19 protein-coding genes are annotated in these 21,485 nt (G+C 55.3%); 5 read left to right on the top strand and 14 right to left on the bottom strand.

Annotation, left to right across the window (positions count from 1 at the left end; translation table 11 throughout):
• Position 1 precedes the first annotated feature (1 nt).
• From BLU05_RS23355 to BLU05_RS23345, 3 genes are read right to left on the bottom strand one after another with little or no spacing between them, the layout of a single operon-like run.
• Positions 2-646 carry a 2-dehydro-3-deoxy-6-phosphogalactonate aldolase gene (locus BLU05_RS23355; RefSeq protein ID WP_091885585.1) on the bottom strand — a complete coding sequence of 215 codons (645 nt, stop codon included), beginning with the start codon at positions 644-646 and terminating at the stop codon, positions 2-4.
• An 11-nt stretch (positions 647-657) separates the two neighbouring features.
• Complete coding sequence (locus BLU05_RS23350; RefSeq protein WP_091885583.1) at positions 658-1,584, bottom strand: 2-dehydro-3-deoxygalactonokinase; 927 nt, start codon at positions 1,582-1,584, stop codon at positions 658-660.
• Positions 1,581-2,348 carry an SDR family NAD(P)-dependent oxidoreductase gene (locus tag BLU05_RS23345; RefSeq protein ID WP_091885581.1) on the bottom strand — a complete coding sequence of 256 codons (768 nt, stop codon included), beginning with the start codon at positions 2,346-2,348 and terminating at the stop codon, positions 1,581-1,583. The genes BLU05_RS23350 and BLU05_RS23345 overlap by 4 nt, the downstream gene beginning before the upstream one ends.
• A gap of 99 nt (positions 2,349-2,447) precedes the next feature.
• Here BLU05_RS23345 and BLU05_RS23340 point away from each other — a divergent pair, with 99 nt between their 5' ends.
• Both BLU05_RS23340 and BLU05_RS26595 read left to right on the top strand, forming a co-directional pair.
• Positions 2,448-3,230 (top strand): IclR family transcriptional regulator, encoded by a 783-nt coding sequence (locus BLU05_RS23340; RefSeq protein WP_091885579.1) that lies wholly within the window; start codon positions 2,448-2,450, stop codon positions 3,228-3,230.
• A gap of 186 nt (positions 3,231-3,416) precedes the next feature.
• A complete protein-coding gene (locus BLU05_RS26595) occupies positions 3,417-7,034 on the top strand; it encodes an autotransporter serine protease (RefSeq protein ID WP_091885576.1) in 3,618 nt (1,205 codons plus the stop codon).
• Between the two features lie 36 nt (positions 7,035-7,070).
• Here the strand turns inward: BLU05_RS26595 and BLU05_RS23330 are convergent, their stop codons facing one another.
• The 6 genes from BLU05_RS23330 to BLU05_RS23305 all read right to left on the bottom strand — a co-directional run bounded on the left by BLU05_RS23330 (position 7,071) and on the right by BLU05_RS23305 (position 12,965).
• Entirely contained in the window at positions 7,071-8,177 is a 1,107-nt protein-coding gene (locus BLU05_RS23330) for an alpha/beta fold hydrolase (protein WP_091885573.1), read from the bottom strand.
• Positions 8,178-8,609: 432 nt separating this feature from the next.
• Positions 8,610-9,236: a nucleoside/nucleotide kinase family protein gene (locus BLU05_RS23325; RefSeq protein ID WP_091885638.1), complete on the bottom strand. Its 627-nt coding sequence runs from the start codon at positions 9,234-9,236 to the stop codon at positions 8,610-8,612.
• Positions 9,237-9,270: 34 nt separating this feature from the next.
• Positions 9,271-9,960, bottom strand: a complete 690-nt coding sequence (locus tag BLU05_RS23320; protein WP_091885571.1) for a D-lyxose/D-mannose family sugar isomerase — start codon at positions 9,958-9,960, stop codon at positions 9,271-9,273.
• A 16-nt stretch (positions 9,961-9,976) separates the two neighbouring features.
• Complete coding sequence (locus BLU05_RS23315) at positions 9,977-10,756, bottom strand: ATP-binding cassette domain-containing protein (protein WP_091885568.1); 780 nt, start codon at positions 10,754-10,756, stop codon at positions 9,977-9,979.
• Positions 10,756-11,838: an ABC transporter permease gene (locus tag BLU05_RS23310; protein WP_091885566.1), complete on the bottom strand. Its 1,083-nt coding sequence runs from the start codon at positions 11,836-11,838 to the stop codon at positions 10,756-10,758. The genes BLU05_RS23315 and BLU05_RS23310 overlap by 1 nt, the downstream gene beginning before the upstream one ends.
• A gap of 92 nt (positions 11,839-11,930) precedes the next feature.
• The gene (locus BLU05_RS23305) at positions 11,931-12,965 is read right to left on the bottom strand and encodes a sugar ABC transporter substrate-binding protein (RefSeq protein ID WP_091885563.1); all 1,035 of its coding nucleotides are present in this window, start codon (positions 12,963-12,965) and stop codon (positions 11,931-11,933) included.
• A 295-nt stretch (positions 12,966-13,260) separates the two neighbouring features.
• Between BLU05_RS23305 and BLU05_RS23300 the strand changes: the two genes are divergently transcribed.
• Genes BLU05_RS23300 through BLU05_RS23290 form a run of 3 tightly spaced genes read left to right on the top strand, consistent with a single transcriptional unit; the run spans position 13,261 to position 15,787 of the window.
• Positions 13,261-14,409 (top strand): ROK family transcriptional regulator, encoded by a 1,149-nt coding sequence (locus BLU05_RS23300; protein ID WP_091885561.1) that lies wholly within the window; start codon positions 13,261-13,263, stop codon positions 14,407-14,409.
• A gap of 2 nt (positions 14,410-14,411) precedes the next feature.
• Positions 14,412-14,858, top strand: a complete 447-nt coding sequence (locus tag BLU05_RS23295) for an RbsD/FucU family protein (protein WP_091885636.1) — start codon at positions 14,412-14,414, stop codon at positions 14,856-14,858.
• Positions 14,855-15,787, top strand: a complete 933-nt coding sequence (locus BLU05_RS23290) for a carbohydrate kinase family protein (protein ID WP_091885558.1) — start codon at positions 14,855-14,857, stop codon at positions 15,785-15,787. Before BLU05_RS23295 ends, BLU05_RS23290 begins: the two co-directional genes overlap by 4 nt.
• A gap of 41 nt (positions 15,788-15,828) precedes the next feature.
• Here BLU05_RS23290 and BLU05_RS23285 read toward each other — a convergent pair whose 3' ends face one another.
• The 5 genes from BLU05_RS23285 to BLU05_RS23265 form a co-directional block, all read right to left on the bottom strand.
• Complete coding sequence (locus BLU05_RS23285; RefSeq protein ID WP_091885555.1) at positions 15,829-16,056, bottom strand: type II toxin-antitoxin system VapB family antitoxin; 228 nt, start codon at positions 16,054-16,056, stop codon at positions 15,829-15,831.
• Positions 16,057-16,125: 69 nt separating this feature from the next.
• The gene (locus tag BLU05_RS23280; RefSeq protein WP_091885552.1) at positions 16,126-17,730 is read right to left on the bottom strand and encodes an ABC transporter ATP-binding protein; all 1,605 of its coding nucleotides are present in this window, start codon (positions 17,728-17,730) and stop codon (positions 16,126-16,128) included.
• A 1-nt stretch (position 17,731) separates the two neighbouring features.
• Positions 17,732-18,862: an ABC transporter permease gene (locus BLU05_RS23275; protein WP_091885547.1), complete on the bottom strand. Its 1,131-nt coding sequence runs from the start codon at positions 18,860-18,862 to the stop codon at positions 17,732-17,734.
• Positions 18,855-19,778: an oligopeptide ABC transporter permease OppB gene (gene oppB / locus BLU05_RS23270; protein WP_091885544.1), complete on the bottom strand. Its 924-nt coding sequence runs from the start codon at positions 19,776-19,778 to the stop codon at positions 18,855-18,857. Before oppB ends, BLU05_RS23275 begins: the two co-directional genes overlap by 8 nt.
• Before the next feature lie 70 nt (positions 19,779-19,848).
• Positions 19,849-21,444 (bottom strand): peptide ABC transporter substrate-binding protein, encoded by a 1,596-nt coding sequence (locus BLU05_RS23265; protein WP_091885541.1) that lies wholly within the window; start codon positions 21,442-21,444, stop codon positions 19,849-19,851.
• Positions 21,445-21,485 lie beyond the last annotated feature (41 nt).

Genomic DNA, 21,485 nt, shown 5'->3' with positions numbered 1-21,485 from the left:
ATCAGGCTCCGGCAGAAAATATCCGGTCATAGGCCTCGACGGTTGCCCTTGCCCGCTCGCCGACATAGGCAGCAGATGCGCCGACCTTGTAAAGGCTTGAGCCCAAACCGAACGTGCGAACGCCAACCTTGGAATGGGCAGCAAAGCTGTTTTCATCCACGCCGCCAACGGCCCCGATAATCGTACCCTTTGGGAGGATTGCGCTGATCGCCTTGATGCCATCGGGACCCAGCACGCTGGCAGGAAAAAACTTGAGGCCCGAAGCGCCCGCTTTCAATGCGGCCAAAGCCTCTGTTGGCGTGAAAACGCCGGGCATTGTCACCATCTTTGCTTCTGCTGCGGCGGCAAGTACGGCAGCATCGACATTCGGGCTGATCATCAGACGGCCGCCTGCCGCGTCAAGGCGTGTGACGTCGGCAGGATCGAGCACCGTGCCAGCGCCAATCAACACATGCGATGGCAAGCTTTTCGCCAAGAGTTCAATAGACTGGAACGGCTCGGGCGAGTTGAGCGGAACTTCAATCACATCGATACCGGATTTCACCAGTTCTTCGCCAATCGCAAGCACTTCGTCAGGCTTGACGCCACGCAATATGGCGATCAGATCGCGCTTGAGCTTGGGCCAGGGAGCGGAAGATTGTGTCATTGTAAGTGTCCTTATGCTTCGGCTGGCCAGAGTTTGGATGCGGCAACAAACAGCCCCTTGCGTACAGCTTCATCTGCATCAACGATGTCGAAGGTAAGTCCCGCAACGGTCAGTGCTTTGGCATAAAGCGCAGCCATTGCACCCGATGCGACGAGTGCGATTTTGTTTGCTGTGCCATATTTTTCCTTGGCACCTGCGATCTCAGTGCCGATAAGCAGACCTGATAACCGCGATGCCGCCGCATCTGGCGTAAGATTTTCCAGCAGCATGGCAGCGCGAATACCAAAAAGTTCGCCCAGCATGCGCCGGTTGCCAGCAAGCATCAGTTCAAGCCCTGCAATAAATTGCGGATGTTCTGGTGTGGCCGCATCGGCGGCATTGCCAATGGAATGGCGCAGGATCGAATGCCCGGCCAGCAACGCATAGAGTTCACCGGTCAGATAGGTCGAGAAAGATTTTGCCCTGCCCTCTTCCAGTTCCACCCATTTTGAATGTGTGCCGGGCATGGCCACCAGACCGCTGCGCAGATTGCGGGCCAGCATGGCGCCAAGCAGCTGGGTTTCCTCCCCCCGCATGACATTGGGCGCGCTGCCCGATTGCGACAGGCCCGGGATGATCCTGACATCGCGGGTGATACCAGCAATTTTGACCGCTCCGGAAAGTATCGCCGTGAGATCCGCCGGTACTGGTACGTAATTGGCCTCGACCCAACCCTGCCGCGAACCGGCCATACCGCAGATGATAACAGGCAAATCTATCGGTGCGCGAAGACCGGTCAGATGATCTTCGAGCGTTTCGGCAAAACCACGGGCGCGCGATGTATCCAGACCATCATCCGAACGACGCTCGGCGACGACATTGCCTTTCTCGTCCAAAAGCCAGAGACGGAAGCGGCTCGTTCCCCAATCGGCGACCGCATAGGTTGCTGTCCCGCTCACAGATAGCCTCCATCGACAATCAATGTCTGGGCGGTGAGCATCCGGGCCGCGTCCGAAGCGAGGAACAGGCAAGGCCCGACCATATCGCCGGGCTGAATTTCCTCCTTCAGCACCTGTTTGTCGATATGAGCCTTGAGGCTGTCATCAGTCACCCAGAGTTCGCGTTGACGTTCCGTAATGACCCAGCCCGGCGCTATTGCATTGACGCGGATGTTCTCCGGCCCGAGACGTCCGGCAAGCCCTTTGGTAAGGCCAATAATTCCAGCCTTTGCAGCCGTATAGGAGGGAAAGTTGCCCTGATTGATCATGAAAGATGTGGAGGTAAAATTGACGATCGAACCGCCGCCCGATTGCCGCATACCCGGCGCAACCGCCTGCGCGGCGAAGAACTGCGGACGCAGGTTGATGGACTGGTTTTTGTCCCAATATTCGACCGTGACATCGTCAATATCGTGCCTGTCATCCCAGGCCGCATTGTTGACGAGCACAGTTACTGGACCGTGAGCCACAATAGCCTTGGCCACAGCGGCGCGGAGCGCTTCGATGTCGCGCAAGTCCGTGTTCAGGTAAAGCGGCTTGTTGCCATATTCCTTGTCCAGACGCTCGACGAGTGCGTGGGAGGCATCATCGGCAATATCAACGAAAGCAACGCGCGAACCTTGCCGGACGAACCCTTCGGTCAAGGCCGCGCCAATGCCGGACCCTCCCCCGGTGATAAGTATGGAACGGTTTTTCAGATCGGGGAAAATAGCAGAGGGCATCATGGTCAGAATCTCGCTGTGAGTTCCATTATTTGGAACGCAATTTGACTATATAGAATAGTCATCCTAGAGTGCTGAAAGTCAAGAGGTGGATGTCATTCAATGGACAAGACGCAGGAAAACTCAACGGGAACCCTAGGGAAAGCTCTGGAGGTTTTGAACATTGTCGCTTCTTCGCCGGTGCCGCTCCGTTTCACCGACGTGCTCAAACTGTCCGATCAGCCGCGCGGCACACTGCACCGGCAAATATCAAATCTGATCGAGGAAGGTCTGCTCGCCATGAATCGCGACCATTCCTATGGCCTTGGTCTTCGCCTGCTGCAGTTTGCCTCGAAAGCCTGGTCCAGCAACGAGTTTCGCACAATTGCCGAGCCTCACCTGCAGATATTGCACGAACAAACCGGTGAAACGGTTCATTTGGGCGTCTTACGCGGTATCGAAGTGATTTACCTCGACAAGGTGGAAAGCCGCCAGAGTGTTCGCATGTATTCGCAGATCGGCAATACGGCGCCGGTTTATTGCACAGGCGTCGGCAAAGCCGCGCTATCCGCCCTTTCAGACGATGAACTTAATGCGCGCATTGGCCTGATTGAGTTTCGACGTTTTACTGCAAGCACCTTGCCTGATGCAAAGGCGCTGCTGAAGGAAATCGATCACATCAGGGTGGAGGGCAATGCCTATGACCGTGAGGAGCACGAAACGGATATCTGCTGTGTTGCCGCACCTATATATTCCCATAACCGACATTTCGTTGCGGGCATTTCCGTGACCGGTCCCGCCTATCGTATTACGCCCGAGATTCTCACATCCTGGGCGGGTATTACCCGCGCTGCGGCAGCGGCAATTATGGCAAATATGGCAACGCAACTTTCGCCGCGTGCATAACCATTTGTTTTTACTTCGGAATAAATGTTGCATCTAACCGATTGAATTTTGGTTCCTGCCTTAGTTTTCAAGAAATCAACACAAATAATTCATAATTCGCTCTGTGAGCGCTTGACCTCACACATATAAAAATTTCAGTCTCCCCCAACTTTCGTATTAGTTGGTCTCAATACTGGAGGATTTTATATGTCTTTTCGCGACATCAGCGCGGCTCATTCCGTGCGTAATTGTCACCTCTCCCGGTTCCGCAAACATCTCAAAACAACTGTTTTTACAACAATACTCATCTCTACAGCTGCACTCACAACGGGCGCACTGGCACAGGAACTCCCCAAATATTTCAACGCTGATGGCACGCGAACGAATGATTTCGAGGCGGCAAGGAAAACATGGCGCGCCGACAAGGAATTCAATGGAAATGTTGGTCTGAAGGCAATTAACGCCGACGCGGCCTACGCCATGGGGTACACCGGCAAAGGTGCAAAACTTGGCGTGATCGACCAGCCTGTCTGGGCAGGTCATCCAGAATTTGCTGGCGCTGGCAAACTGACATTCCTTACCAATACGGGTATTCGCCTTTACACCGATCCCAACATCCCGGTTAAGGCTGGTGATCCATTCGTCGCTGATGGCAAGCAGTTCATTGATGGCTTGGGCGGCATTTCGGAACATGGAACGCACGTTGCGGGCATTGCCGCGGCGAACCGCGATGGCAAGGAAATGATGGGTGTCGCGTTTGACGCCCATATTTTTGCCGCCAACAATTATGACGCGGGCCCTGAAGACGGTATCGTGCTTGGCAATGATGGCGCTGTCTACGGCAAGGCCTGGGACTCCATGATCAATAGCGGTGTTGATATCATCACCGACAGCTGGGGTATCGGTCTTTCCAGTTCCTCCTGGTCCTATCAGCAGGCTTATGGACAATTTCAGGAGATCAAGGCGATTCTCGACAAGCCGGAAGGTGGCGCTTACAGCGGCGCTCTCAAGGCTGCGCGCAGCGGCATTGTTGTCGAATTTTCGGCAGGCAATGATGGCGGGCTCGAACCGGACGCGATGGCGGGGCTTGCCGCCTTTGCACCGGATGTAGAGAAACATTGGCTGACGACAATGAGCGTCGTTGCGGACCCCGAGAATCCGCAGGGATATTCAAGAAGCAGCTTTTCCAGCAATTGCGGCTATTCCAAATATTTCTGCGTGGGTGCCCCCGGAACGCAGATCTACAGCAGCATTCCAACCGGCGATATTACCGGTTTCAAGATCGGTGATGTCTTCACCGGGGAGTTGAAACCCGGCTATGCCAAGTTCAACGGCACCTCCATGGCTGGCCCCTTTGCCACCGGCGCTTTTGCCGTGTTGAAGCAACGCTATTCCTATCTCGCCAATGGTGAGGTCAATGAGATTCTCAAAACGACATCCACCGATCTCGGTGAAGCCGGTGTCGACAGTGTTTACGGTTGGGGCCTGATCAATCTCGACAAGGCACTCAAAGGCCCCGGTCAGTTCATGAGTCAGTTTACGGCCAATCTGCCCGGCACCTATGTTGGCAAGAATGAAGAGGTCTGGAGCAATAATATCTCTCAGGATGCGTTGAACCAACGCAAGACCGAGGATGCCAAGACAATAGCAGACTGGGAAGCAAAGAAGGTTACGGAAGGCTGGCAAAACGGTGTAACCGAAGCCAGCAAGGCGAAGATCAAGGATCAGGTCGCGGTTGATTTCCCGACTGCCACTTATCCGGCTGCCATCGATCTTGTGACAAAGCGGTATGCAGCGCTGGATAAAATCACTCTTGCGCAGGTGCCTCCATTGACGGAGGCAGAAGCAGAGGCTGCCAGTGCAGCGTTTGATAAGGCCGATGCGGATATGCGCAAGGATGCAACCGCAACAGCGCTGTGGAACGCCTTCGTGGCGACTAACCCCGACACGAGCAAACCGCGAGAGAAACAATTTGTAACCTTCTCGACGACGCCTGCTTCCAGTCTGGATACCATTCGCGGTACGATCACCAATGATCGCATTGCCAGTGCTTTGGCGGAGTTTACCGCGTATGAAGCGCTGATTCCAACCTTGCAGACCAAGCTTGGCGACCCCAATAATTATGTGGGCGGGTTGACCAAAGGCGGCGCGGGTACACTGCGATTGACGGGCAACAACACCTATACAGGCGACACTGTAATCAATGGCGGCTTGTTGGCTGTTGATGGGTCGTTGACCTCCAAAGCTGTGGTCAATAGCAACGGTACATTGGGTGGTAGTGGCTCTGTCGGTGGAATCGTCGCCAATGCAGGTGGTACCGTTGCGCCGGGTAATTCCGTCGGCACGTTGACATCGAATGGCAATGTCATCCTGAACAATGGCAGCGCTCTGCAGATCGAAGTCAACGGTACAGCGGCTGATCAACTCAAAGTCAATGGAACGACAAGCCTGTTGGGCGGCGTGGTCTTGGTCATTCCTGAAAATAACCAGAATCTGACACCGCAGCAGAAGCTGGCTGCGCTGGCCAACAACACCTATACGATCCTTAATTCATCTGGGGGAATTTCAGGTACTTTCAAGAACGATCAGCTCTACAGGTTTATCGATACGACTCTGGCCTATACGCAAAATGATGTGAAGGTGACGCTCAAGCAAAACGATACCGGGTTTGCAAGTGCAGCCAGTACCGGAAACCAGAAGGCGGTTGCTAACGCAATTCAAGCGCTTGGTCGTGGAAATGCACTCCATGATACTGTTGCAACATCAACAGTGTTCGACAATCTCGCCGGAGGGTATCAATCTCTGACTGGCGAAATCCATGCCACGCTGAACGGGGTCCTCCTTCAGGATGGTCAGTTCATCAGTCAGGCGGCAACCGATCGTGTTCGGGCAGCATTTGACGGCGTTGCCGTGAAGCCGCAGCCGACAATGGCGCCGTTGGCCTATGGTCCGGATTCCAAGTCGAAAAGCGGCGAGGCCTTTGCCGCGGTTGAGCCGGTCCCGGCTTCAACGGCGCTATGGGGACAGGCCTATGGAGCCTGGGCTCATGCGGATGGCAGCGGCAATGCCTCCGGTTACAATCGAGATACCGGTGGTTTTGTCACCGGTCTTGATGGTGTGATTGCCGATGTATGGCGGTTTGGTCTGCTGGCAGGCTATGGCAATACATCGTTGTACAGTGGCGGCGACAAAGCTTCGGTCGATAGTTATCAGGTCGGTGTCTATGGTGGACGGCAATGGGATGCGCTTGGGCTGCGCCTTGGCGCCACGCTTGCCCATCATGAGATTGATACCAACCGGCGTGATACTTTCGGTGGTTCTGCCGGTGCGGCGGATGTTTCCTACACGGCCCAGACCGTGCAGGTCTTTGGTGAACTTGGCTACCGTATCGATACGTCTTACGCTGCTTTTGAACCCTTTGCCGGGGTACGATATGCGCATCTGAAATCTGACGGGTTTCAGGAAAATGGCGGGATAGGCAATGTATCGGTTCATTCGAACTCAAGTGACGTGACCACGACGACACTTGGCCTTCGTGCCTCGCATGACTTTGCACTTGGCGAAAGCACCATTCTCACCGCGCGCGGTATGCTTGGCTGGAACCACGCCTTTGGCGATGTTACTCCAGAGCAGACTCTGGCCTTTGCCGGTGGCCGGCCCTTCACCATTGAGGGGCTACCGATTGCCGAGGACGCGCTTGCTTTAGAAGCTGGCTTTGATGTCGGCATTGGCAAGAACGCGTCGCTCGGCCTGACCTATAACGGTCAGTTCTCCAGCGAGAACAATGACAATGCCGTCAAGGCGGATCTGACGGTCAAGTTCTGAAATTGACGATGGGGTTGGCGCCATGCCAACCCCATTTCACATTTGGAGTCTGCGGGCAAATCTGTCTGTTGCTGCAACAATAGCTTCGCTCATGCCAGTCGCGGTTGGTGAATGCCCGGCATTGGGTACAATAACCAACGTACCATCCGGCCAGACCTGCGACAGCTCCCATGCCGTCACGAGCGGGGCTTCCAAATCGAAACGACCCTGAACCATTACACCAGATATTCCATTTAAGGCCCTGGCCTCCCGCAATAAAATTCCATCTTCCAGCCACGCATTATGATGGAAATAATGCGTGATGATCCGGGCGCGTGCCAGAATATAGCGATCATCAGACCATTTTGACGATAGCGTTGCCGCAGGATTGATAAGGATCGATGCCGCCTCCCATTCATGCCAATCACGGGCAGCTTTCAGACGAATATTCGGGTCTATATCATTTAACAGGCGGTAATACGCGCTGACGAGATCTCGGTCCCGCTCTCCGTGGTTCGACAAGCTCACCATGAGGGAGATTGGTGATGAAAGGGAGCTAAATTCTGCACCCTTTGTGCTGCAATCTTTGTGATTAGCATTGCATCCCCACTCTCCCTCATGGTGAGCTTGTCGAACCACGCACCCCGCACCAGATGCCCCAGCTCGGAATTTTGCCCATTCTTCCGGGAACAGAGGCGCGATACCACGATAGAGCCAGTCAATCTCCGAACGCCGCGTGGTGGTCACACCCGCGAGGACCAAAGCAAGCGCCCGGTCAGGGTGTTTCTCGGCATAGGCAAGCCCCAATGTGCATCCCCATGACATGCCGAATACAAGCCAGCGGCTGACATCAAGGTGCTGGCGTAACCATTCGATATCATCAAGCAAATGTGCTGTTGTATTAACCGACATATCGGTGTTCGCATCACTGGCATGGGGTGTGCTGCGACCACAACCACGCTGGTCGAACAGAATGATTCGATAGCGATCAGGGTCAAAGAAACGACGTGCGTTTGTGGAACAGCCGGAACCCGGACCACCGTGAAGGACAAGCGCCGGGATTCCTTGCGGATTGCCGCACATTTCCCAGTAAATGCTGTTGCCGTCGCCAACGGCAAGCACGCCGTGGCTGTAGGGCTCAATCTCCGGATAAAGGTTTTGCATTGTCCTGCCTGTAAATGCCGAGACTGGCGTCGTTCGAGCCCATCGCCTTTTCCTGTTACATCAGAATGACAGTGGCTGCGCGTTCATAGCCGTATAGGCAGCGGGATGTGAATTGCGCGCGGGGTTCGGCATAACAACCATGGCGGAGAGTGAGGATGCAACGCTAATCGCAAAGATTGCAGAACTTGACTGTCAACAGCCCCCCCTCCGTCATCCTCGGGCTTGACCCGAGGACCCACAATTCAAAAGTGCTGAAAGTTCGGGTCCATCTAATCTCCCTAGCCATGGGTCCTCGGGTCAAGCCCGAGGATGACGGAGGGGGTAGGCTGTTGACAGTCAAGTTCTGCAATCTTTGCGATTAGCGTTGCACCCTCACTCTCCCTCATGGTTGTTATGTCGAACCACGAACAATAATTGTGCCGAGCGATCGTGCTAGTTCATCACCGTATAATCGGCGGGACGTGATCCGGACAAGACGAGATCAGCATTGGGGATATCATTGGAAAGGGCGCGCTGCTGCGCCGAACCGACATTGTAGCCAAAGCCGAGCCACCGCTGAACAAGGCGGTTTTCCATTTCGACGCGGTCCACCTGCAGGAACACCGTGATATCAAAAAGTGGTGCCAGTCTGTTCCAAGGCGCTTCATCAAGCAGAAGATAATTGCCTTCCACCAAAAGAATGCGCTGATCCCCACTCACCACAGCCGCACCCGCGCGCGCCAGATCGAGCTTGCGGTCAAAAAGGGGAATGACGACACCGTTCTCCCCTGCCCGCAGCCGCTTCAACAGGACTTCAAACCCGGCACAGTCGAAGGTGGGTGGGGAGCCCTTCCGTTTGCGCTGGTCACGGGCATCGAGAATAGCATTGTCGAGATGAAAGCCATCCATGGGAACGACCACAGCTGCGTCATTCTCCTTGGCGTTGATGGCCGCGCAGATTGCTGCGGAAACGGTGGATTTGCCGGCCCCGGGAGGGCCGGCAATGGCAACGATCAGACGGTTGGTTTCTGTGGCGCGGGCCAGAATGGCCGTCACCAGATCATCGATTGTTACAATCATCGAATACCGCCTGTTGCCAAAACCGCTTGATGGTTCAGGCAAGCCATTTGTCATAATCGGAAACAAGGAGATGTACTGGCGCCTCATCCTCTTCGATGGAGGAGAAACGGCCAATTGGCTCGCGGAAGATATTGTCGGTCAGATCGTCATTAACCGTTGAGACTTCGCCGATCAGCACATCGCCGCCTTCGCCCCAAAATGCATGCCAGTTTCCCGGCAGCAGCGTGACACTCTCGCCCGGCTGCAATTTCAACAGGCCACCGGCCTTCAGCTTGACGATACGCCCGTCCGTTGCCACTTCCACATCGGTCTTCTCATCGACACTGCCATCGGCATTCGAGTTGAAAAGCTCAAGCACAAGTGTGCCGCCGCCGCGATTGATGATGTCCTCGGCTTTGACGATATGGCGATGCATCGGCGAGAGCTGCTTTTCGCGTGAGATCATGATCTTTTCCGCATAAAGCATGCCGCCGCCCTTTTGCAGGTCGTCGGCATTGCCGTTGCGGGTGGTGAAGAGGAACAGGCCGAGTTCATCGAACTTGCCCTGTCCATAGTCGGTGATATCCCAGCCTAGCCGCGCCTTGAGAATAGCTTTTGTGTCGCTTGACGTACGGGCCTTCAGCTCTTCCGGCGACCAATAGGCAAAGGGCGGCATGACATAGCCGAAGGAGCGGATGAACTTATCGCTTTCACGGATGATCGCGTTGACTTCTGAGCGTTTCATTTTTGCAATTTGTCCTTCATGCAACAAGACTGGCGGGTGGCTCTTTGGCTCCCGTCATGAATGCCACGGCATCCGACATGGTGTATTCCTTTGGGTTGATGACACAAAGGCGTTTGCCAAGCCGGTGAATGTGGATACGATCAGCCACTTCAAAAACATGTGGCATATTGTGGGAGATCAGCACAATCGGTAGTCCGCGCTTTTTCACATCCTGAATGAGTTCCAGAACGCGGCGGGACTCTTTTACGCCAAGTGCTGCCGTTGGTTCGTCCATGATCACGACCTTGGAGCCGAAAGCAGCCGCACGCGCCACGGCGACGCCTTGCCGTTGACCGCCCGAGAGCGTTTCAACCGCCTGACTGATGTTCTGAATGGTCATCAGGCCAAGCTCGGTCAGCTTGTCGCGCGCCTGCTTTTCCATGGTCTTGCGATCGAGCATACGCAGCCAACTGCCAAGAATGCCCGGCTTTCTGATTTCGCGGCCAAGAAACATGTTGTCGGCAATCGACAGTGCGGGGGACAGTGCAAGGTTCTGGTAAACGGTTTCAATGCCGGCATCGCGCGCTTCCATTGGAGAGCGGAAATTGATCACCTTGCCATCGAGCTTGATTTCGCCCTCATCAGGATGAACGGCACCCGATATCGCCTTGATAAGAGAGGATTTTCCGGCGCCGTTGTCGCCGATGACGGCGAGGACTTCGCCGGCATAAAGATCAAAATCCGCATGATCGAGAGCCGTAACGCGGCCATAACGTTTGACCAGACCACGGGCTGTAAGAAGGGGTTCCTGTGTCATCAGCCTGCTACCTTTCTGATCCACTGATCGATTGCCACAGCCGTTATGATCAAAACGCCGATCATCAAATAGGTCCATTGGACATCGGTGCCGTACATGCGCATGCCGAAGGAGAAAACACCGACAATCAGTGCGCCGAAGAGCATGCCGAGGATTGATCCGCGTCCACCGAAGAGCGACATGCCGCCGATCACCACAGCGGTGATGGATTCAATATTGGCGAACTGGCCAACCTGTGGCGATACGGAGCCGTTGCGGCCGATCTGCGCCCAACCGGCCAATGCACAGATGAAACCGGCCAATACGTAGACGGAAATCAGGACGCGCTTGGTGCGCACACCCGCAAGTTCGGCCGCTTCCGGGTCATCACCGATTGCGTAGAGATGGCGGCCCCATGCCGTGTGTTGGAGCACATACCAGAGAATGGCGATCAACAGGATCATGGCAAACACGCCATAGGTGAAGGTGGCGGTACCGATCTGGATTTTTTCGCCGAAGAATTGAAGCATCCGTGCGTTGGTTTCGATGTCCTGCGCCCGGATCGTTTCATTGGCAGAGTAGATATAGGTCGTTGCCAGAAAAATCTGCCACGTGCCGAGTGTGACGATAAATGGCGGCAGCTTCACATAGGCAATCAGTATGCCGTTGATCAGGCCGCACAATCCGCCCAGAGCGACGCCGCACAGAATGGAAAGCTCGACCGGCAATCCGTAGCGGAACGTGAACTGACCCATGACGACCGAGGTCAGAACCATGATTGCACCAACGGAAAGGTCGATACCGGCGGTCAGAATAACCAGTGTCTGCGCCGCGCCGACAATACCGACAATCGCTACCTGTTGCAGGATCAGCGAGAGGGCAAAGGGTGTGAAGAAACGCGAACCGACGATGACGGCGAATACCACCAGAGACAACACAAGCACGATCAGCGGAACAGCTGCCGGGCTCGAATGAAGAAAGTGGCGCGTCCGTTCAACAAGGCTTTTCTGCTCACTGTCGAAATTGGCAACGGCTGTCGCGCTCTGCGTAAGAACGCTCTCGAATTCCTGCTTGGGTTGTGATCCCGGATTGGTTTCGGTCATGAGTTGGCTCCCCGAAATTTGCGCAGTTTGGAGAGGACGGTTTACACCGTCCCCTCCTTGCCTGCTTGCTTTTCTGTCAGATCAGGCGGCGATCAGCCCCAGCACTTGGCAAGGCCGCTCTTCACATCGATGGACTCGACGCCCTTGACCGGCTTATCGGTGACAAGCGAAACGCCTGTGTCGAAGAAGTTTTTGCCTGCTGTCGGCTTCGGCTTTTCTCCGGTGTCAGCAAACTTCTTGATGGCCTCAATGCCGAGCGAAGCCATCATCAAAGGATACTGCTGCGATGTCGCGCCGATAACACCGGCTTCAACATTCTTCACGCCGGGGCAACCGCCATCGATGGAAACGATCAGCACGTCTTTCTCCTTGCCGAATGCTTTCAGCGCCTCATAGGCACCGGCAGCAGCAGGTTCGTTGATCGTGTGAACGACATTGATGCCCGGGTCCTTCTGCAGAAGGTTTTCCATGGCCTTGCGGCCACCTTCTTCATTGCCATTGGTAATGTCGTGACCAACAATGCGCGGGTCTTTTTCGTCACCGATCTTGTTGATGTCAACAACATCAATGCCAAAACCCTTCATGAAGCCCTGATCGCGCAGAACGTCGACCGATGGCTGCGACGGGGTCAGATCAAGGAAGGCAACCTTTGCGTCCTTGGCCTTGTCGCCCAAAGTTCCGGCGGCCCACTTGCCGATGAGTTCACCCGCCAGAAGGTTATCGGTTGCAAAAGTGGCGTCAGCCGCGTCAACCGGATCAAGCGGTGTGTCGAGTGCGATGACCAGAACACCGGCATCGCGTGCCTGCTTAACCGACGAAACAATGCCTGCTGTGTCTGATGCCGTGATCAGAATACCCTTGGCGCCATCGGCGATGCAGGTTTCGATAGCCGCGACCTGGCTTTCGCTGTCGCCGTCGATCTTGCCCGCATAGGTCTTGAGGTCAACGCCGAGTTCCTTTGCCTTGGCAACGGCACCTTCCTTCATCTTGACGAAGAACGGATTGGTGTCCGTTTTGGTGATAAGGCAGGCGCCGACGCCTGCAGCCTGTGCCGGAGCGGCGAAGGCGGCGATGGCCACAACAGCAGCGCCGAGAATGGTTGATTTGAGATAAATGCTCTTACGCATGTCACTTCCTCCCAGAGTTTAATCATAATGCGACGTGCCGCCGATGGGCAGCATTCGTTCGCTTGAACACCTCGGACAGTTATCCTCCCGGCCAAGTGCTGCCCTTAGAAAATACCAGCCTCGCCAAGCTGTCAACATTAATAAATCACTCTTATTTATTATTGACAGCTTTGCCCGATGGTTCCATTGTCGCGCCTATATCAGGGAGGACGTCCTTTTGGGCATCAGACTATCGGAGCGCCACGGTCCGGGAGGAACACGGCCGCCGCTCCATCAGGGAACAAACCAGAGCGGTATGCGCGACCACAATGAGCGGGTCGTGCTTTCGTTATTGCGCCAGCATGGCAGTCTGGCGAAAACCGCCATTGCGCGGCTGACAGGTCTTTCCGCGCAGACAATCTCGATCATCATGCGGATGCTGGAAGCCGATGAGCTGCTTTCGCGCGAAGAACCATTGCGCGGTCGCATCGGCCAGCCATTGATTCCCATGTCGCTCAATCCGGAAGGCGCTTTTTTCCTTGGCCTCAAGATTGGCCGCCGCAGCGCAGATCTTGTACTGATTGATTTCGTCGGACGCATCCGGTCGATGCTGCATATGCCCTATGCCTATCCAACGCCTGATTCCGTGATGACCTTCACCAAAGACGGCATCAGGAAAATGCTGGATAGGCTTGATGACAAACAGCGTTCAAAGGTGGCTGGCCTTGGCATCGCAGCGCCGTTCGAGCTATGGAAGTGGGCCGATACGGTTGGTGCGCCACAGGAAATTCTCGACCAGTGGCGCCGGTCTGACATCAAAGCGTCGATTGCCGCGATCTGTGATTTTCCGGTTTATCTGCAGAATGATATCACCGCTGCCTGTGGTGCCGAACTCGTCTTTGGCGGAACCAAAGACCTTAATGATTTTGTTTATTTCTATATCGGTTCGTTTATTGGCGGCGGCATTGTTATCAATGGCAGTCTCTATGCCGGTCGTTCAGGCAATGCCGGGGCGCTTGGTTCCATGCCCGTGCCCGGACCGGATGGCACTACACAACAGCTGATCGATATTGCATCGATCACCGCTCTGGAGCGCATCGTCACGGGTCTTGGCCGCGACCCCTCCCCCTTATGGACCTCGCCTGAAGATTGGGGCGAGATGGGCGACGAACTGGACGGATGGATTGATCGTTCGGCCAAAGCCATTGCACAGGCGGTGGTTGCTGCATCCTCAGTGGTTGATTTTGAAGCTGCGGTTATTGATGGCTGGGTCCCTGCTGCGGTGCGCACGCGGATCGTCGACGCGGTGCGCGATCATGTTGGAACGTTTGATCTGGAGGGTATCGAATTGCCCGTTATCGTCGAAGGCACGGTGGGGATTCATGCCCGCGCTTTGGGCGCTGCCAGTCTTGCTCTCTCAGACCGGTTTCTTATCGGACAGAAAATATTCAGAAAGGTTGATTGAGCGTGCTGATTGGTATTCCGCCCATCTTGGGCCCGGAGCTTCTGGCAACACTGCGTGCCATGGGGCACGGTGACGAGATCGCATTGGTTGATGGAAATTATCCTGCATTGGAACATGCCCGCAGGCTCATCCGTGCCGATGGCTTGCCGTTGATCCCTATCCTTGATGCGATCCTGCAAGTGATGCCGGTGGATGATTTTGTTCCGGCGGCGTTGTTCCGCGCGACGGTCAAGGGTAATCCGGATCTGCTCGATCCCGTGCACGAGGAAATGGTCGAAGTCTGCGCCCGCCGGGCATCTGGATTTTCGCTCTTGCCGCTGGTTGGCGATGCATTCTACACACGGGTAAAGAATGCCCATACCATCATCGCGACGAGCGAACCCAGACTTTACGGCAATATTATCGTCCGCAAGGGCGTCATCTATCCATCGAAAGAAACTGACAAATGATCCTATGTTGTGGTGAAGCACTGATCGACATGTTGCCGCGCACGAGCGAGGCGGGCGAACCGGCTTTCGCGCCCTATGTTGGCGGTGCGGTTTTCAATACGGCGATTGCTTTGGGCCGCCTCGGTGTGCCGACGGAATTTTACTCCGGTGTTTCCTCGGATTTCTTCGGGCAGATGTTGCGTGATAGCCTTGCCGCCAACCATGTCGGTACGCGCTATGCCCATATTTCGCCCCAGCCGACCACGCTTGCCTTCGTGCGGCTGACCGATGGACAGGCGAGCTATATCTTCTACGACGAGAACAGCGCGGGCCGTTCTCTGGCGATCACTGATCTGCCTGAACTGGATGAGAATGTCACGACGCTGCAATTCGGTGCGATCAGCCTCATTCCAGAGCCTTGCGGGGCTACCTATGAGGCGCTGATGGCGCGCGAGCACGAAAAGCGTGTCATTGTTCTTGATCCTAATATCCGGCCCGGTTTCATCCCCGATAAGGAAAGGCATCTGGCACGCATGCGCCGCATGATCGCCATGACCGATATCGTCAAAATTTCCGATGAGGATATGCGCTGGTTCGGTGAAAGCGGTTCGATGGAAGAGATCGCCCGCCGCTGGATTGTCCCCGCATCCCAGCACGGGCCAAAACTCATTCTCGTCACGCGCGGTGCCGAGGGCGTCACCGGCTATACCAAAGATCTAACCGTGCATGTTGCCGCACAAAAAGTATCCGTGGTCGATACGGTCGGCGCTGGCGATACGTTTACGGCGGGTGTGCTGACGTCGTTGCAGGAAGCGGGCCTGTTGGTAAAAGACGCCCTCACCTCGATAACCGAAGAGCAAATCCGCGATGCCCTGCAGCTTGGTGCCAAGGCCGCGGCGGTGACTGTCTCGCGCGCAGGTGCAAACCCGCCATGGCGCTCGGAACTTTAGGCGGAGCGTTTCAGGCCACTTGGCGTAGACGTCACTAAGCATCAGATGTCGTTAGAGACACCATCGAAAAATGTCTTGTCGGCGTCCAACCCGGTTTCGGGATAAGATTGATAACGCTTTGACAGCGCTTCAAGTCGCTCCTGCAACGGGATGCAATTATATTCATTCTCGACAGCCTCACGAATAGCATCCGTGAGGCTGGTATTTTTCATTTTCGCCAGCCGCCTGACCGCGGCATCTGTTGTCTCGTCCTTGATGGAAAAGGCCATTCTAAAGCTCCGCGTTTACATAGATTTACGCATTGTCTACAGAATAGCCTCACCAGACGCGAGAAGTCATCAATCCAGATCGAAGGCAGCCCCGATCAGTGTCTTGGTATAATCATGCTGGGGCGCGTCAAAAATATCGTCTGTCTGGCCTTCTTCGACGATCTTTCCGCTTTTCATCACGATGACATAATCGGACATCGCCTTGATAACGGCGAGGTCGTGGCTGATGAAAATGTAGGACAGATCATGCTTGGCCTGCAGATCCCGCAAGAGTTCGATGACCTGCCCCTGCACGGACCGGTCGAGCGCGGACGTCGGTTCATCGAGAATAACGACTTTCGGCTTCAGGATCATCGCGCGTGCAATGGCGACACGCTGGCGTTGCCCGCCGGAGAATTCATGCGGATAACGGTTGCGCGCGGTTGGATCGAGCCCCACTTCCTTGAGTGCTGCAATCGCTCGCTTGTCGCGGTCAGCCCGCGACAATTGCGGCTCGTGAATGAGCAGGCCCTCGGTGATAATCTCGCCCACAGTCTGGCGTGGCGACAATGATCCATAAGGGTCCTGAAACACCAGCTGCAATTCCCGGCGCAAGGGACGCATCGCCGAGCGATCGAAGTTGGAAATGTTCTTTTTCTCAAAATGATACTGGCCGCTGCTCGGCAACAGACGCAGCAGCGCCCGGCCGAGGGTTGACTTGCCGGAACCGGATTCACCGACAATACCGATGGTTTGCCGCGCCTTGAGCTTCACCGTCACGCCGTCCACGGCGCGGAAATGCGTGTGTGCGCTGGAGAAGAAGCCGCCGCCAATGGCAAAATCGACCGTCACATTGCGCCCTTCCAGCATGATCGGCGCTTTGTCTTCGGGGGGCGATTTGCTGCCGCTGGGCTCGGAAGCCAGCAGCATTTTGGTGTAGTCTTCCTTCGGGTTTCCGAAAATGTCCTTGATCGTACCCTTTTCCACCACTTCGCCGCGCCGCATGACAACGACACGTTCGGCAAAGTGTTTGACCACGCCAAGATCATGGGTGATCAGCACGATGGCCATGCCGAAACGCTTCTGCAAGTCACGCAGCAAATCAAGAATTTGCGCCTGAATGGTCACGTCAAGAGCTGTGGTTGGCTCGTCCGCGATCAGAAGATCAGGCTCATTGGCAAGTGCCATGGCAATCATGACACGCTGGCGTTGTCCCCCCGACATTTCATGCGGATAGCTGTTGATGCGTCGCTCCGGCTCGGGAATGCCGACAAGTTTCAACAGTTCCAGTACACGAACCTTGGCCTGTTTGAAGCTGACGCCCTTATGATGAACGATGGGTTCAGCGATCTGCCGGCCAATCGTGTAGAGCGGATCAAGCGAGGTCATCGGCTCCTGAAAGATCATGGTGATCTTTGAGCCGCGCACCTCATTGAGCGCCTTGGTTGGCAGGCCGACCAATTCCTTGCCGCGATATTTGGCCGAGCCGGTCACGCGGCCATTCTGGGCGAGCAGGCCCATAATGCCCATCATGGTCTGGCTCTTGCCGGAGCCGGATTCACCGACAACGGCGAGTGTTTCGCCCGGCCGGACATCGAGATCGATGCCTTTGACGGCGTTCACATCGCCGTCCGGGGTGGTGAAGTCAACTTTCAGTCCGCGTACGGACAATACAGTATCTTTGTTGTCCGTCATTTTAGCGGTCCTTCGGGTCGAGAGCATCACGCAGGCCATCACCGATGAAGTTCAGCGAGAACAGGGTGATAACAAAGAAAATGGCAGGGAAAATCAGCAACCAGGGTGCGGACTGCATCTTGTTTGCGCCTTCGGAAATCAGTGCGCCCCAACTGGTCAGGGGTGCCTGAACACCAAGACCGAGGAAGGACAGAAAACTTTCCAGAAGAATGACTTTCGGCACCACGACCGTAACGAACACGATAACCGGACCAATTGTATTGGGGATGATATGACGGCGGATAATCTGCCAGTCTGTTAACCCCAAGGCCTGCGCCGCTCCGATGAATTCCCGGCGTTTGAGTGCAAGGGTCTGACCGCGCACAATACGTGCCATATCAAGCCATTCCACCGCACCGATCACCAGAAAGATCAGGATAAAACTTCGCCCGAAGAAGACGACGAGAACCACGACGAGAAACACGAAGGGCAGTGAATAAAGAATTTCGATAAGGCGCATCATCACATTGTCGACGCGGCCGCCGAGATAACCCGAGATCGCCCCATAGGTGACGCCCACAGCAAGTGAGACAAGACTGGCGAGAAAGCCAACAGCCAGCGAGATTTGTCCGCCGAGCATGACACGAGCCAGCATATCGCGGCCATTGGCGTCGGTGCCGAAGAAGAAGTATTCGCGGTTGACGTTGCCTGAGAGTTTCAGGGTCTTGCCATCATCTTCCGTGGCGGCAACCTGCGTATCGTCGAACTCGTTTGCACGATCAAAATAGCGCGTCGTGCGCGGATCAATGGTCTGATCCGAATGGATGGTCGCCGTGAATGTATTGCCGCTGACGGCAAACTCCCTCAGCTCCACCTTGGCGCGGCTTGCGACGCCCTTCATGACATCGCCGAGCGTATCTGCCTTTGGAAGCGGCTCGACGCTTGGCGGGATCGTGACATAGGACGAGAAAACCTGATCATAGGTGTGGGTCAGGAAATACGGTCCGAAGAACGAAAAGATGGTGATGAAGAACAGCATGACGCAACCAGCCATCGCTGCTCGGTTGCGGCGGAAGCGGAGTGTCGCCAGCTGAAACAGGCTGCGTCCCTTGGATTCTTCCTCTGGGATGATTGTTGTGGACACATCAGTCATGGCGAACCCTCGGATCAAGAAGGCCGTACAGAATATCGACCACGAGATTGAAAACGATAACGAAAATCGCCACGAGAACCACGGTTCCCATCACAAGCGTATAATCGCGATTGATAGCGCCCAGCACGAAGTAGCGACCGACGCCGGGAATGGTGAAAATGGTTTCGACCACGGCAGAACCGGTCAGCAAGGCAGCAGCGCAGGGCGCGAGATAAGAGACAACAGGCAGCAGCGCGCCGCGCATCGCATGGGTGATCACGACTGTCCTTGGCGGCAAGCCGTAGGCGCGTGCCGTGCGGATGTGATCCGTGTGCAGACCTTCAATCATCGAGCCACGCGTGAGGCGGGCAAACACCGCAAGCTGCGGCAATGCTAGAGCGATCATCGGTAGAATGAGGAAGCGCCATGAGCCATCGCCCCAACCGCCCGCAGGCAAGAGAGACAAAAGCACGGCAAAGATCAATGTCAGCACCGGACCGACAACGAAGTTAGGAACGGTCACGCCGATGGTTGCGACGGACATGATCAGGAAATCGAGAATGCTGTTCTGCCGCAAAGCGGCGATCGTTCCAACAATAACGCCGCCGAAGAGCGCGAGCAGCAGGGCATAAAAGCCGAGTTCCACCGAGTAAGGCAGACCCTTGCCGATCAGCTCGGCAATCGTATTGTCCTTATAGATATAGCTCGGTCCAAAATCGCCGGTCACTGCATTTTTGAGATATTGCAGATACTGGTTCCAGAGCGGCTGATCCAGATGGTAAGCCTTCATCAGGTTTTCCATCGTCGCTGGCGGCAGCGGTCTTTCAAGGTTGAAGGGACCGCCCGGTGCAAACCGCATCAGGAAGAACGAAATGGTGACGACTATAAACAATGTCGGCACCGCACTCGCCAGTCGGCGAAGGACGAAATGAAACATGGAGATATACTCTCTCTTCTGTGCAGCTTCCGCAGTAGCTGCACCTACTCACTCTATTGGACCCGGCTCATTATTCCGCAAGGCTCAGATATTTGCTCAGGTGTTCGTTGGTTGGATTGTCGCCCCAGCCTTTGACCTTTTTGGAAATCAGCCAGAGATTGGCACTGTTCATCAGCGATGCGATGGGCTCATCGCGGGTCAGCAGGGCTTCCGCCTCATGCATGATTTTTGACCTGACATCAGGATCGCGCTCGTCATAGGACTTTTTCATCAGCGCGTCATATTCCGGATTGTTGTAGTGGCCATAGTTGAATGTCTTGTTGCTGCTGACATTCAGGGCAAGGAAGTTTTCAGCGTCGGCATAATCCGCGAACCAGCTGGCCCGGGCGACGTTGAACTTGCCGCCCTCCTGCAGGTAGGCATAATGCGATGACACATCGAGGTTCATCAGAGTGACCTTCGCGCCGAATGCCTTTTTCCACATATCGGCAACAGCCGTGGCAACCCGCTCATGATTGGCATTGGTATTATAGCGGATTTCGATATTGAGCGGCTTGCCGCCTTCGCCGTAGCCAGCCTCTTTCATCAGGGAGGCGGCCTTGTCGTCGCGGTCCAGCTGCGACATGTCGGCGTAAGCAGCTTTGGATGGTTCGCCATAGGTGGCAAGCCCCGGAGGGACGAGCGAATAGGTTGGCAATTGCGCGCCGCTATAGATTTCCTTGGTAAGGAAATCGCGATCAATAGACATGGAAAGCGCGTTGCGTACACGAACATCGTTGAACGGTTCGGTGCGGCTGTCGAACGCATAGTAATACGTCGCCAGCGCTGGTGTGACGTGAACCTGATCACCCCATGATTTGCGTAACCGTTCGATCTGGTCAGCCGAGAAATTATAGACTGTATCCAATTCGCCCGCCTCGAAGCGCCGGACTGCCGCCGCATCATCCTCCAGCGGATAGAAGATGACCTTGTCCAGTTTGACGTTGGCCGCATCCCAGTAATCGGGGTTCTTTGCGACAGTCAGATGGTCGTTCAGCACATGGTCGACAAGTTCAAACGCGCCGTTTGAAACCATCTTGCCGGGCTTGACGAAATCAGGACCATTCTTTTCGTAACTGGCCTTGCTGATGGGCAGCGCCGTCTGGTGCGCCATCAACTGGATAAAGAAGGGCGTCGCACGTTCCAGTGTGATCTCGACGGTCTTGGCGTCGACAGCTTTCACGCCGAGCTGGTCAGTGGGTAGTTCACCCTTGTTGATCTTTTCAGCATTTTTGATCGGATAGAGAATGTTGGCGTATTTCGCCGCTGTTTTCGGGTCTTCGATACGGCGGTAGGAGAACACGAAATCTTCTGCGGTCACCGGCGTGCCATCGGACCAGTTGGCATTGGCGCGCAATTTGAACGTATAGACGGTGCCATCGTCGGAGACTTTCCAGCTTTCCGCCGCACCCGGTATGATAGCGCCGTGGGCGTCATAAACGGTCAGACCTTCATAAAGGTCCTTCACCACAAAGGCTTCAATATCGATGGATGTCTGCGCCTGATCAAGCGTGTTGGGCTCGCCCGCATTGCCGCGATGCAGAACCGCTTCAGCCAGGGCCGGACTGGCCGTCAGCATAAGCCCGCCCAAGAGCGCCGCGACACGTAAATTGAACTTCACAGACATCGTCTACCGTCCTTTCTCTTCTCTATCTGAACACGCTGCCT

It is taken from the genome of Phyllobacterium sp. OV277 (assembly GCF_900104355.1).
Taxonomy (GTDB): domain Bacteria; phylum Pseudomonadota; class Alphaproteobacteria; order Rhizobiales; family Rhizobiaceae; genus Phyllobacterium.
This window is presented reverse-complemented; position numbering and strand designations above follow the sequence as displayed.

Coding starts and splice junctions, on each gene's coding strand:
- BLU05_RS23340 (WP_091885579.1), top strand. CDS start 2,448: ATGGACAAGACGCAGGAAAACTCAACGGGAACCCTAGGGAAAGCTCTG.
- BLU05_RS23285 (WP_091885555.1), bottom strand. CDS start 16,056: ATGGCCTTTTCCATCAAGGACGAGACAACAGATGCCGCGGTCAGGCGG.
- BLU05_RS23320 (WP_091885571.1), bottom strand. CDS start 9,960: ATGAAACGCTCAGAAGTCAACGCGATCATCCGTGAAAGCGATAAGTTC.
- BLU05_RS23330 (WP_091885573.1), bottom strand. CDS start 8,177: ATGCAAAACCTTTATCCGGAGATTGAGCCCTACAGCCACGGCGTGCTT.
- BLU05_RS23280 (WP_091885552.1), bottom strand. CDS start 17,730: ATGACGGACAACAAAGATACTGTATTGTCCGTACGCGGACTGAAAGTT.
- BLU05_RS23345 (WP_091885581.1), bottom strand. CDS start 2,348: ATGATGCCCTCTGCTATTTTCCCCGATCTGAAAAACCGTTCCATACTT.
- BLU05_RS23355 (WP_091885585.1), bottom strand. CDS start 646: ATGACACAATCTTCCGCTCCCTGGCCCAAGCTCAAGCGCGATCTGATC.
- BLU05_RS23300 (WP_091885561.1), top strand. CDS start 13,261: ATGCGCGACCACAATGAGCGGGTCGTGCTTTCGTTATTGCGCCAGCAT.
- BLU05_RS23305 (WP_091885563.1), bottom strand. CDS start 12,965: ATGCGTAAGAGCATTTATCTCAAATCAACCATTCTCGGCGCTGCTGTT.
- BLU05_RS23315 (WP_091885568.1), bottom strand. CDS start 10,756: ATGACACAGGAACCCCTTCTTACAGCCCGTGGTCTGGTCAAACGTTAT.
- BLU05_RS26595 (WP_091885576.1), top strand. CDS start 3,417: ATGTCTTTTCGCGACATCAGCGCGGCTCATTCCGTGCGTAATTGTCAC.
- BLU05_RS23275 (WP_091885547.1), bottom strand. CDS start 18,862: ATGACTGATGTGTCCACAACAATCATCCCAGAGGAAGAATCCAAGGGA.
- oppB (WP_091885544.1), bottom strand. CDS start 19,778: ATGTTTCATTTCGTCCTTCGCCGACTGGCGAGTGCGGTGCCGACATTG.
- BLU05_RS23265 (WP_091885541.1), bottom strand. CDS start 21,444: ATGTCTGTGAAGTTCAATTTACGTGTCGCGGCGCTCTTGGGCGGGCTT.
- BLU05_RS23310 (WP_091885566.1), bottom strand. CDS start 11,838: ATGACCGAAACCAATCCGGGATCACAACCCAAGCAGGAATTCGAGAGC.
- BLU05_RS23290 (WP_091885558.1), top strand. CDS start 14,855: ATGATCCTATGTTGTGGTGAAGCACTGATCGACATGTTGCCGCGCACG.
- BLU05_RS23325 (WP_091885638.1), bottom strand. CDS start 9,236: ATGATTGTAACAATCGATGATCTGGTGACGGCCATTCTGGCCCGCGCC.